The organism is Streptomyces sp. 15-116A (assembly GCF_025290915.1).
In the GTDB taxonomy this organism is placed as follows: Bacteria; Actinomycetota; Actinomycetes; order Streptomycetales; family Streptomycetaceae; genus Streptomyces.
Genome location: NZ_JAOCQE010000205.1, coordinates 1 through 11697 on the forward strand (window position 1 = coordinate 1; position 11697 = coordinate 11697).

The window sequence follows — 11697 nt, forward strand, 5'->3', positions numbered from 1 at the left end:
GGACGGACGAACCTCTGGTGTGCCAGTTGTTCTGCCAAGGGCATGGCTGGTTGGCTACGTTCGGGAGGGATAACCGCTGAAAGCATCTAAGCGGGAAGCCTGCTTCGAGATGAGGACTCCCACCTCTGTAAGAGGGTAAGGCTCCCAGTAGACGACTGGGTTGATAGGCCGGATATGGAAGCACGGTAACGTGTGGAGTTGACCGGTACTAATAGGCCGAGGGCTTGTCCTCAGTTGCTCGCGTCCACTGTGTCAGTTCTGAGACAACGACCGTTGTCGGCTTTGAGCAGAACGAACAATAGAAGAGTGTGCTTGTTCGCTCGAAACCATTAGGGTTTCGGTGGTCATAGCGTAGGGGAAACGCCCGGTTACATTCCGAACCCGGAAGCTAAGCCTTACAGCGCCGATGGTACTGCAGGGGGGACCCTGTGGGAGAGTAGGACGCCGCCGAACAATCTTTGGAAGGACCCCTGGTCACCAGCGTACAGCTGGGACCAGGGGTCCTTTTTTATTTATGCTTGCAGTACCGAAGACAGGAGTCACCGATGTCCACCAACTCTCCCGACGACCGACCGGAGCGCGACCAGCGGCGACGGGACAGTGGTGACCGTGACCGTGGCGGCGCCCGGCGCAGTGGCCCGCGACGCGGCGATGACCGTGATCGCGGATTCCGCAGGGACGGCGACCGGGATCGCGGCGAGCGCGGCGGTTTCCGGCGGGACGACCGGCGGGACGACCGGAGCGGTGGCCGGCTGGAGCGCGGTGAGCGTGGCGGCTTCCGTGGACGGGACGACAACCGGGGCGGTGAGCGCGGCGGTTACCGAGGCCGCGACGACCAGCGCGGTGAGCGCAGTGACCGCGGTGAGCGGGGCGGGTTCCGCCGTGACGACAACCGTGGCGGCTTCCGTGGACGGGACGACAACCGCGGTGGCGAGCGCGGCGGTTACCGAGGTCGCGACGACCGGCGTGATGACCGCCGCGACCGTGACGACCGGCGTGACGACCGCCGGGACCGCGGCGACCGCGGTGGTTACCGGCGGGATGACGACCGCAGTGGGTTCCGGCGGGATGACGACCGCAGTGGGTTCCGGCGGGACGATGACCGTGGTGGATTCCGCCGCGATGACGACCGTGGCGGTTTCCGTCGCGACGACCGGGACCGTCGTGACCGTGACGACCGCGGTGACCGTGGCGGTCGCAGCGAGCAGGGTGGCTACCGGCGTGACGACCGTGACCGGCGTGACGACAGCCGGGGCGCCGAGCGCGGTGAGCGCGGCGGCTTCCGTGGGCGTGATGACCGCAGTGGTGGTCGGCCGGAGCGGGGCGGCTTCCGTGGGCGGGACGACAGCCGCGGTGGTTTCCGTGGCCGGGACGGCGACCGTGACCGGGACCGCGGCGAGCGCGGGGGATTCCGGGGACGCGACGACCGTGGTCGTGGGCCTCGGCGGGACGACCGGGGAGGCCGGCCCGGTGGGTTCCGTGGGCGGGACGACCGGCAGGGCGGCGGGCGGTTCCGTGACGAGCGGGACCGGGACCGCGAGCCCATCAAGCGGCTGCCGATCCCCGAGGACGTCACCGGCGAGGAGATCGACAAGGACGTACGCCAGGAGCTGCAGAGCCTGCCCAAGACGCTCGCGGAGGACGTCGCCAAGAACCTGGTGATGGTCGCCCGGCTCATCGACGAGGACCCCGAGGGCGCGTACGGCTACTCCAGGGTCGCGCTGCGGCTGGCGTCGCGTGTCGCCGCCGTACGCGAGGCCGCCGGGTTCGCCGCCTACGCCAACCAGAAGTACGCCGAGGCGCTCGCGGAGTTCCGGGCGGCGCGGCGGATGACCGGGACCGTGGAGCTGTGGCCGCTCATGGCCGACTGCGAGCGCGGGCTCGGGCGGCCGGAGAAGGCGCTGGACATGGCCGGGGCGTCCGAGGTGCAGAAGCTGGACAAGGCCGGGCAGGTCGAGATGCGGCTCGTCGCGGCCGGTGCCCGGCGTGACATGGGGCAGCTGGACGCGGCGATCGTGACGCTGCAGAGCTCCGAGCTGGCGTCGCACTCCGTCCAGCCGTGGACCGCGCGGCTGCGGTACGCGTACGCCGACGCGCTGCTCGCCGCCGGGCGGGCCGACGAGGCGCGCGAGTGGTTCGCGAAGGCCGTGGAGGCCGACCGCGACGGCAGCACCGACGCCTCCGACCGGTTGGCCGAACTGGACGGCGTGGAGTTCATGGACGCCCTCGACGAAGGCGAGGGCGAGGACGAGAACGCCGAGGCGGCCGAGGCCGCCGACGCCGACGTGGATGCCGACAAGGACTGACGTCCGAGAGCGCGGTGAAGGGGCGGGTCCCGGCGAGGGGCCCGCCCCTTTCGCGTTCAGCGTCCGCGTCTCACAGGTCCAGTGCGCGCAGGACCAGGCCCGACGCCGGCTTCGGGCCGAACGACGTCGACTTGCGGGGCATCGTGACGCCCTGGCGGGCCAGGTCGCGGACGACCTCCTCGCGGACCGGGTGCATCAGGACCGCCGTACCGCCGTCGCGTTCCGCCTTCTCCACTGTCGCGGCCGTGTCGTGGATGTAGGCGATGTGGGCGGGGGAGTCCTCGGGGATGCGCCAGACGTGCTCGAGGAGCGTGGCGTGCAGGACCGTGGCGTCCAGGGTGCGCCAGGCCTCGGGGCGGTCCGCCGGGACCGTGCGGGCCAGCAGGTCCGGATCCGGGCGGTCGACGAGGTGGAAGGCGCCGTCCCCGGCCAGGAGGAAGGCGTTGCCCGTGCCCGCCGCTTCGGCGAGGACCGTCAGGGCGTCCGGCAATGCGGCCTCCACGCGGCGCACGCGGAACAGGCCGTGCAGGGCGGCCACCGCGTCCGCGACGGGCAGGCCGTGCAGCAGGCGGTGGATGGCCCGGACCCGGAGGGGGTAGCGGGCCGTGTCGACGAGGAGGACCAGGCCGTGGTCCCAGGGGCCGGGGGAGGAGTGCTCGGTGCGGAGGCGGCGGTAGGTAGCCCAGCGGTGGTGGCCGTCGGCGATGAGGGCCTGGTGGCCGGCGAGTTCCTTGGCGACGGCGGTCACGTCTGCGGTGTCGGTGACGGACCACAGGCGGTGGTGGAAGCCGTCCTCGGTGGTGGTCGCGAGCAGCGGGGATGTCGCGGCCACGCGCTCGACCAGGGCCGCCGTCACGGTCGCCGAGCCGTCGCCGCGGTAGGTGAGCAGCAGGGGTTCGAGGTTCGCGGACGTGGCGCGCATCAGGGCCGCGCGGTCGGCGACGATGTGCGGCATGACGTCCTCGTGCGGGAGGACCAGCTGCTCCTCGGGGTCCGAGACGCGCAGGGTGCCGATGATGCCGCGTTGCAGCATGCCGTCGCCGTCGCTCTGCTCGTAGACGTAGAGACCGGGCTCGGGGTCGGCGGTCAGGATGCCCTCGGAGCGCCAGCGGCGGAGTGTGGCGGCGGCCTGGGCGTTGCGGGCCTCGGGGGTGTCGGCCTCCGGCAGGATCAGCCGGACGATGTTGTGCGGGTCGGCGGACTGAAGGTGGTGCAGACCGTCGGGACGGACGACGACGTCGTACGGCGGGGACGTCACGGCGGCCAGGCTGCCGACCCGGTCGGGGTCGTAACGAAGGCCTCGGAACGGCGTGAGTTCCAGGCCTCGGTGCGCCTTTGCTTCCGAGTGACCTGCAGTGTTCATCCCGGCATCGTACGGGTGCACGCGGTGTCAGTGGCATGGGGGATGATCGGGGGCACGTGGTCGAACGAGGAGCGAGGCGCATGAGCGTGAGCGGTGTCAGGACGAGGCCCGAGAGCAGCGGGCGGGCCCTGAGCGAGGCGTACGACACGGCGCTGCTCGATCTCGACGGGGTGGTGTACGCGGGCGGGAGCGCGATCGCCCATGCCGTCGAGTCGCTCGCAGTCGCCCGGGAACAGGGCATGCACCTCGCGTATGTGACGAACAACGCGCTGCGGACGCCGGACACCGTGGCCGCGCATCTGACCGAGCTGGGCATACCGACGGGCGCGGAGGATGTGATCACCTCGGCTCAGGCGGTGGCGCGGCTGATCAGTGAGCAGGTGCCCGCGGGCGCCCGGGTGCTGGTGGTCGGCGGTGAGGGGCTGCGGGTGGCGCTGCGGGAGCGCGGGCTGGTGCCGGTGGAGTCGGCCGACGACGATCCGGTGGCGGTCGTGCAGGGGTACGGCGGGCCCGAGTTGCCGTGGGGGCGGTTCGCGGAGGCGAGTTACGCCGTCGCGCGGGGTGTGCCGTGGTTCGCGTCCAACACGGATCTGACCATTCCCAGCGGCCGGGGGATCGCGCCGGGCAACGGGGCGGCGGTGGAGGTGGTGCGGATCGCCACCGGGGCCGAGCCGCAGGTGGCGGGCAAGCCGCTGCCGCCGATGCACCGGGAGACGATTCTGCGGACCGGGGCCGAGCGGCCGCTGGTGGTCGGGGACCGGCTGGACACGGACATCGAGGGGGCGTTCAACGGCGGCGTCGACTCGCTGCTGGTGCTGACCGGGGTGACGGACGGGGCGCAGCTGCTCGCGGCGCCGCCGCAGCACCGGCCGACGTACGTCGACGCCGATCTGCGCGGGATGCTCACGGGGCAGCCGGACGTCGTCGAGGAGAGCGGCGGGTTCCGGTGCGGGGGCTGGACGGCGACGGCGGGGGCCGGCGCGCTGGAGCTGACGGGGGAGGGGGCCTCGCTCGACGGGCTGCGTGCGCTGTGCGCGGTGGCGTGGACGGCGGCCGGGGAGGGTGTGTGCACGCTGGACGGTGGGAAGGCGCTGGCCCGGCTGGGGTTGTGAGGCGCTCGCGTTGAGCTGCGTCTCCGGCACCTCGGGATCTTGATCGATTGGCAGGGTAGGCTAACCTAACTGCGTGTTGGTCGACAGTCCTCCTCAACAGCGCGCGGAAAACGCCCCCGCGCCCCCGAAGCGCCGGGCGATACGCGCCCTTGGGCTGCTGCTCTCCGCCGTGATCCTGCTGCTCGTCGCCGTGGCGAGTATCGCGGTCGGGGCGAAGGAGCTGACCCTGGACCAGGTCTGGCACGGCCTGTTCGAGGAGTCGGGCAGTTACGGCGATGTGGTCGTCGCCGACCGGTTGTCACGAACTGTGCTCGGGCTGCTCGTCGGGGCCGCGCTCGGACTCGCGGGAGCCGTGCTTCAGGCGCTCACCCGTAACCCGCTCGCCGATCCGGGACTGCTCGGCATCAACGCGGGCGCGTCCGCGGCCGTCGTCACCGCGCTCACCTTCTTCGGCGTCACCTCGCTGTCCGGATATGTGTGGTTCGCGTTCTGCGGGGCGGCGGCCGTCGGCGCGCTGGTGTGGTTCCTCGGCGGCAGCCGGGGCGCGACGCCGGTGCGGCTGGCCCTCGCGGGTACGGCGATCAGCGCCGCGCTCTACGGCTATCTCCAGGCGATCATGATTCTGGACGACGCCGCGCTCGGGAAGATGCGCTTCTGGACGGTGGGTTCGCTGGCCTCGGGTGACAACTCGACCATCACGCAGGTGCTTCCGTTCCTGCTGGCCGGCTCCGTCCTCGCGCTCGCGCTCGCCCGGCCGCTCAACGCCATGGCCATGGGCGACGACACCGCCAAGGCCCTCGGCGCCAACCTCAACCGCACCCGGGCGCTGTCCATGCTGGCCGCGACCGTGCTGTGCGGGGCCGCCACCGCCGCCTGCGGGCCGATCATGTTCGTCGGGCTGATGGTGCCGCACGTCGTGCGCTCCTTCACCGGACCCGACCTGCGCTGGATCCTGCCGTACGCGGCGATCCTGTCGCCCGTGCTGCTGCTCGGCGCCGATGTGATCGGCCGGATCGTGGCCCGGCCCGCGGAGCTCCAGGTCGGCATCGTCACCGCGATCATCGGCGGCCCCGTGTTCATTCTTCTCGTACGACGGCGGAGGACGGCCCAGCTGTGAAGAGCAACCGCGCGGTACGCACCCCCGGCGGACTCTCGGTCCGGCTCGACGTGCGCGCCCTCACCGTCGTCGTCCTGCTGCTGCTCGCCGCGCTCACCGCGAGCGTGGTGCTGATCGGCACCGGCGACTTCCCGATCTCGACCGCCGATGTCATCAGGACCCTCCTCGGCGAGGGCAACGCGGGCCAGGAGTTCATCGTCAACGAACTGCGGCTGCCCCGGGTGCTGGTCGGACTGCTGGTCGGCGCCTCGCTCGGGCTGGGCGGTGCGCTGTTCCAGGCCATCTCCCGCAACCCGCTGGGCAGTCCGGACGTCCTCGGCCTCGGGCAGGGGGCGACGGCCGGCGCGCTCGTCATGATCGTGCTGTTCTCCGGCACCGCCGAGCAGATCACCGCCGGTGCGCTGGTGGGCGGGCTGGTGACCGGGTTCGCCATCTATCTGCTCGCCTGGAAGCGGGGCGTGCACGGATACCGGCTGGTCCTGGTCGGTATCGGTGTCTCCGCGATCGTCACCGCCGTCAACGGCTATCTGCTCACCAAGTCCGACATCGTGGACGCCGCGCAGGCCGTGGTGTGGATGACCGGCTCCCTCGACGGCCGCGACTGGGACCAGGTCTGGCCGCTGCTCACGCTGTGCGCGGTCCTCGTACCGCTGGTGCTCGCCAACTCCCGAGGCCTGCGGATGATGGAGATGGGCGACGACGTCTCCTACGCCCTCGGGGTGCGCGTGGAGCGGGTGCGGATGCTGCTGATGGTGTCCGCCGTGCTGCTCACCGCGTCCGCCACCGCCGCGGCCGGGCCGGTCGCCTTCGTCGCGCTCACCGCGCCCCAGCTCGCCCGGCGCCTGACCCGCTCGCCGGGCCCGAACCTGCTGCCGTCGCTGTGCATGGGCGCCGCCCTGCTGGTCACCGCCGACTGGATCTCCCAGCGTGCCTTCGGCGCCGACCAGTTGCCCGTGGGTGTGGTCACCGGTGTGCTCGGCGGTGCGTATCTGCTGTGGCTGCTGGTCGCCGAACGCAGGGCGGGCCGGATATGAGCGTCGGGAAAGACCAGACACCTGCCAGCGGACTGAACAACCCGAGGAGCACCGTGAACCGCCTGTCCGCCGAGAGCGTCACCCTCGCCTACGACCAGCGGGTCATCGCCGAGCAACTGTCGGTGGAGATACCGGACAACTCCTTCACCGTCATCGTCGGCCCCAACGCCTGCGGCAAGTCGACGCTGCTGCGGGCGCTGTCGCGGATGCTCAAGCCCAGTCACGGGCGAGTGCTGCTCGACGGGCAGCTCATCCAGTCGATGCCGGCGAAGAAGGTCGCCCGCACCCTCGGTCTGCTGCCCCAGTCGTCGATCGCGCCCGACGGGATCACCGTCGCCGACCTGGTGGGCCGCGGCCGCTATCCGCACCAGGGCATCCTGCGCCAGTGGTCGGCGGAGGACGAGCGGGTCGTCCAGGAGTCCATGGCGCAGACCGGGGTCGCCGAGCTCGCCGACCGCTACGTCGACGAACTCTCCGGCGGTCAGCGCCAGCGCGTGTGGATCGCCATGGCGCTCGCCCAGCAGACCCCGCTGCTGCTGCTCGACGAGCCGACCACCTACCTCGACATCCAGCACCAGATCGACGTCCTGGACCTGTGCGCGGAGCTCCACGAGGAGCAGGGCCGCACCCTCGTCGCCGTGCTGCACGACCTCAATCACGCCGCCCGCTACGCCACCCACCTCATCGCGCTGCGGGACGGCAAGGTCATCGCCGAGGGCGCGCCGAAGGACATCGTCACCGCGGATCTGGTCGAGCGGGTCTTCGGGCTGCGCTGCCAGGTCATCGACGACCCGGAGACCGGCACACCCCTGATCGTGCCGGCGGCCCGGAAGACACGTGCTGCGAAGGCGGCGGACACCAGGAGCACGGAGAAGGTCGGAGCCACGAAAGCCTCCTGAGCGTGGCCGCGGGTCCGGGCCGTGGCAGCTCGCTGAGTCCGGCCGCCGGCATCGGTCGCCGGGGCTTCCGTGCCGGACGGCCGCCCCGGTCCGTGGTGGCTTTCCGATGCCTGGAGGCTGGTCCGGTCCGCGGCGGCTTTCCGTGCCGGGCGGCCGGCCAGGGGCGCGGCGGTGCGGGGCGGCGGCCTTCGGCGCTCTGGTGTGGTCCTCGGCGGCAGCCGGGGTGCGCTACGCCAGTACGGCCGGCCCTCGCCGGTACCGCCATCAGCGCCGCGCTCGTTTCCGTGTGCCTGGCGGCCGGTTCGGGCCGCGGCAGCTTTCGAGCCTGGCTGTCGGTCCGGGCCGCGGCAGCTTTCCGGCAGGCGGACGTGGCCTCAGTTCCGGCAGGTCCCGGTCACAGCAGCTTTCTCAGGCGGAACAGGTCGCGTAGGCCTGCCTCCAGGTGGACTCGGCCCGAGGCCCAGGCTCGGGCGAAGTGGAGGTCGCCGTCGACCAGGGAGACCAGGTCGTCGCCCGTCATCCTGAGTCGTATCTGCGCCTTCTCGCGGGGCGGGCCTTGCAGAGTCTCGTGCACCTCGATGCGGCCGCCGGTGAGCCGGCCGGCGAAGGTCACGTCCAGGTCGGTGATGTGGCAGCTGACCGAGCGGTCCATCGCCGCGGCGTCACGGACGTCGCCCTCGGCGTGCTGCATGCTGTCCGAAAGCTTGTCGAGTGCGGCACGGCACTGTTCGATCGTGGCCATCGCGCACGACGGTACCCCAGCCGTTCGGGGTAGCGTCGGGGCATGAACGACGCAGTGCCCGACACCCCGGCGGTGCCGGAGGAGCCCGTGGCGGAGCCCGGGTACGAACCCGCAGGACCCGCCCCCCTCGGTGTGCCGCGCACGGCCACCGGCAACGCCGAGGTGGACGCGCATCTGGAGCGGCTGGCCGACGCCGACCACCTCACCACCGACGGTCACCTCGAGGTGTACGAGGATGTGCACCGGGGGCTGCGCGACGCGCTCACCGCGCTCGACGCCCGCCCGGGACCCCAGGGACCTCCGGGGCCCCCATCGCCGTACCACCGACAGGGGAGCTGAACCGAACGTGGCAGGAGTCGCACGCCGCCGTCTCGACGCGGAGCTGGTCCGCCGGAAGCTCGCGCGCTCGCGCGAGCACGCCAGCCAGCTGATCGCCGCCGGACGGGTCACCGTCGGCAAGACCGTCGCGACCAAGCCCGCCACGCAGGTCGAGACCGCCGCCGCGATCGTCGTCGCCGCCGACGCCGGCGACCCCGACTACGTCTCGCGCGGCGGCCACAAGCTCGCCGGCGCGCTCGAGGTCTTCGTACCGCAGGGGCTGGTCGTGAAGGGGCGGCGCGCACTGGACGCCGGGGCGTCCACCGGGGGGTTCACCGACGTCCTGCTGCGGGCCGGGGCGGCGCACGTGGTCGCCGTGGACGTCGGATACGGACAACTCGCCTGGTCGCTGCAGAGCGATGAACGCGTCACCGTCAAGGACCGTACGAACGTACGGGAGTTGACGCTCGAAGCGATCGATGGGGAGCCTGTGGATCTTGTCGTGGGGGATCTGTCCTTCATCCCGCTCGGGCTGGTCCTGCCCGCGCTGAAGCGGTGCGTGAACCCGGACGCCGACCTGGTGATGATGGTCAAGCCGCAGTTCGAGGTCGGCAAGGAGCGCCTCGGCAGCGGGGGAGTCGTCCGCAGTGCGCAGCTGCGGGCCGAGGCCGTGCGGGGTGTGGCCGAGAAGGCGTGGGAGCTGGGGCTGGGTGTGAAGGGAGTCACCGCCAGTCCGCTGCCCGGCCCCTCCGGCAATGTCGAATACTTCCTGTGGCTGCGGGCCGGGGCACCGGAACTGGACCCGGCCGATGTTGACCGTGCTGTGGCGGAGGGGCCGCGTTGACGCAGAACCGAGCTCGAACTGTTTTCCTGCTGGCCCACACCGGGCGGCCCGCGGCCATCCGCAGTGCCGAGCTCGTGGTCAAGGGGCTGCTGCGCTCCGGGCTCGGGGTGCGGGTGCTGGAGGCGGAGGCGGAGGATCTGCCGCTGCCGGACGAGGTGGAGACCGTCAAGGAGGCGACGCCGCAGTGCCTGGACGACTGCGAGCTGCTGATCGTCCTCGGCGGTGACGGCACGCTGCTGCGCGGCGCGGAGTTCGCGCGGGCCTCCGGGGTGCCGATGCTCGGCGTCAACCTCGGGCGGGTGGGGTTCCTCGCGGAGGCCGAGCGGGACGACCTCGACAAGGTCGTGGACCGCGTGGTGAGCCGGGCGTACGAGGTCGAGGAGCGGATGACCGTCGATGTGGTGGTGCACCGCAACGGGGACATCGTGCACACGGACTGGGCGCTGAACGAGGCGGCGGTGCAGAAGGTGTCCGCGGAGCGGATGCTGGAGGTCGTGCTGGAGATCGACGGGCGGCCGGTCACGGGGTTCGGGTGTGACGGGATCGTGTGTGCGACGCCTACCGGGTCGACGGCGTACGCGTTCTCGGCCGGGGGGCCCGTGGTGTGGCCCGAGGTGGAGGCGCTGCTGATGGTGCCGATCTCCGCGCATGCGCTGTTCGCCAAGCCGTTGGTGACGTCGCCGGATTCCGTGCTGGCGGTGGAGGTTCTGCCTCATGTGCCGCCGGGGGTTCTGTGGTGTGACGGGCGGCGGACGGTGGAGTTGCCGGCGGGGGCGCGGGTGGAGGTGCGACGGGGGGCTGTGCCGGTGCGGCTGGCTCGGCTGCATCATGCTTCGTTCACGGATCGGTTGGTGGCGAAGTTCGCGTTGCCGGTTTCTGGATGGCGGGGGGCTCCGCATTAGCCCAATGTGGGGGGCCGGCTGGGGAGCGTGGGCGGCTGCGGGTGGTATGTGGCTGGTCGCGCAGTTCCCCGCGCCCCTTGAGGTCGGACCACTCCCGTGGGTGACATAGGTGGGGCGGTCGCACTTCTCCTGCCGGACCTCGTAAGGTCTTTCCCGTGTTGGAGGAGATGCGGATACGGTCGCTGGGCGTGATCGACGACGCCGTTGTCGAGCTGTCGCCCGGGTTCACCGCTGTCACCGGTGAGACGGGCGCGGGCAAGACCATGGTGGTCACCAGTCTCGGGCTGCTGCTGGGCGGACGCGCGGACGCGGCCCTGGTGCGGATCGGGGCGAAGAACGCGGTCGTCGAGGGGCGGATCTCCGTGCCCGGGGACGCCGCGGCCGTCGTACGCGCGGAGGAGGCCGGGGCCGAGCTGGACGACGGGGCGCTGCTGATCAGCCGTACCGTTTCCGCCGAGGGACGCTCGCGGGCCCATCTGGGCGGGCGCAGTGTGCCGGTGGGGCTGCTCGCCGAGCTCGCCGACGATCTCGTGGCCGTGCACGGGCAGACCGACCAGCAGGGGCTGCTGAAGCTGTCCCGGCAGCGGCAGGCGCTCGACCGGTACGCCGGGGACGCGGTCGCCGTGCCGCTCGCCAAGTACACCGAGGCGTACAAGCGGCTGCGGGCCGTGTCCGCGGAGCTGGACGAGATCACCACGCGCGCGCGTGAGCGGGCCCAGGAGGCCGACCTGCTGCGCTTCGGGCTCGAGGAGATCGCCGCCGTCGAGCCGCGCGCCGGTGAGGACGTGGAGCTCGCCGAGGAGGCCGAGCGGCTGGGGCACGCCGAGGCGCTGGCGTCGGCGGCGTCGGCCGCGCACGCCGCTCTGGCGGGCAACCCGGAGGACCCCGAGGGCGTGGACGCCGGGACGCTCGTCGCGGGCGCCCAGCGGGCCCTGGAGGCCGTACGGGCCCACGACCCGGCGCTGGCCGCGCTCACCGACCGGATCGGTGAGATCGGCATCCTGCTGCGCGACGTCGCCGGGGAGCTCGCGGGGTACGCCGACGACCTGGACGCCGATCC

11 protein-coding genes and 2 rRNA genes are annotated in these 11697 nt (G+C 72.0%); 11 read left to right on the forward strand and 2 right to left on the reverse strand.

What is annotated here, in order from left to right:
* The 3 genes from N4P33_RS25795 to N4P33_RS35740 form a co-directional block, all read left to right on the forward strand.
* Positions 1–232 (forward strand): 23S ribosomal RNA (locus N4P33_RS25795); the annotation flags it as partial.
* A gap of 104 nt (positions 233–336) precedes the next feature.
* Positions 337–453: ribosomal RNA gene (gene rrf / locus N4P33_RS25800) — 5S ribosomal RNA — on the forward strand.
* A 92-nt stretch (positions 454–545) separates the two neighbouring features.
* Positions 546–2306 carry a tetratricopeptide repeat protein gene (locus N4P33_RS35740; RefSeq protein ID WP_399030107.1) on the forward strand — a complete coding sequence of 587 codons (1761 nt, stop codon included), beginning with the start codon at positions 546–548 and terminating at the stop codon, positions 2304–2306.
* Positions 2307–2376: 70 nt separating this feature from the next.
* On the opposite strand, the gene N4P33_RS25810 is transcribed toward N4P33_RS35740, so the two are convergent.
* Positions 2377–3669, reverse strand: coding sequence for a DUF1015 domain-containing protein (locus tag N4P33_RS25810; protein ID WP_260829141.1), 1293 nt, complete (start codon positions 3667–3669; stop codon positions 2377–2379).
* Between the two features lie 80 nt (positions 3670–3749).
* Here N4P33_RS25810 and N4P33_RS25815 point away from each other — a divergent pair, with 80 nt between their 5' ends.
* The 4 genes from N4P33_RS25815 to N4P33_RS25830 all read left to right on the forward strand — a co-directional run bounded on the left by N4P33_RS25815 (position 3750) and on the right by N4P33_RS25830 (position 7831).
* Entirely contained in the window at positions 3750–4781 is a 1032-nt protein-coding gene (locus N4P33_RS25815) for an HAD-IIA family hydrolase (RefSeq protein ID WP_260829142.1), read from the forward strand.
* A gap of 73 nt (positions 4782–4854) precedes the next feature.
* Positions 4855–5898, forward strand: a complete 1044-nt coding sequence (locus N4P33_RS25820) for an iron ABC transporter permease (protein ID WP_260829143.1) — start codon at positions 4855–4857, stop codon at positions 5896–5898.
* Positions 5895–6932, forward strand: a complete 1038-nt coding sequence (locus N4P33_RS25825) for an iron chelate uptake ABC transporter family permease subunit (protein WP_260829145.1) — start codon at positions 5895–5897, stop codon at positions 6930–6932. Before N4P33_RS25820 ends, N4P33_RS25825 begins: the two co-directional genes overlap by 4 nt.
* The gene (locus N4P33_RS25830; protein ID WP_260829146.1) at positions 6929–7831 is read left to right on the forward strand and encodes an ABC transporter ATP-binding protein; all 903 of its coding nucleotides are present in this window, start codon (positions 6929–6931) and stop codon (positions 7829–7831) included. The genes N4P33_RS25825 and N4P33_RS25830 overlap by 4 nt, the downstream gene beginning before the upstream one ends.
* 394 nt (positions 7832–8225) lie before the next feature.
* On the opposite strand, the gene N4P33_RS25835 is transcribed toward N4P33_RS25830, so the two are convergent.
* Positions 8226–8573: a sterol-binding protein gene (locus tag N4P33_RS25835; protein WP_260829147.1), complete on the reverse strand. Its 348-nt coding sequence runs from the start codon at positions 8571–8573 to the stop codon at positions 8226–8228.
* Between the two features lie 42 nt (positions 8574–8615).
* Between N4P33_RS25835 and N4P33_RS25840 the strand changes: the two genes are divergently transcribed.
* The 4 genes from N4P33_RS25840 to N4P33_RS25855 form a co-directional block, all read left to right on the forward strand.
* Positions 8616–8912 (forward strand): hypothetical protein, encoded by a 297-nt coding sequence (locus N4P33_RS25840; protein ID WP_260829148.1) that lies wholly within the window; start codon positions 8616–8618, stop codon positions 8910–8912.
* 7 nt (positions 8913–8919) lie between these two features.
* A complete protein-coding gene (locus N4P33_RS25845; protein ID WP_260829149.1) occupies positions 8920–9735 on the forward strand; it encodes a TlyA family RNA methyltransferase in 816 nt (271 codons plus the stop codon).
* Entirely contained in the window at positions 9732–10637 is a 906-nt protein-coding gene (locus N4P33_RS25850) for an NAD kinase (protein ID WP_260829150.1), read from the forward strand. Before N4P33_RS25845 ends, N4P33_RS25850 begins: the two co-directional genes overlap by 4 nt.
* A gap of 167 nt (positions 10638–10804) precedes the next feature.
* Positions 10805–11697 (forward strand): AAA family ATPase (locus tag N4P33_RS25855; protein ID WP_260829152.1); only part of this gene is annotated, 893 nt, incomplete at its 3' end.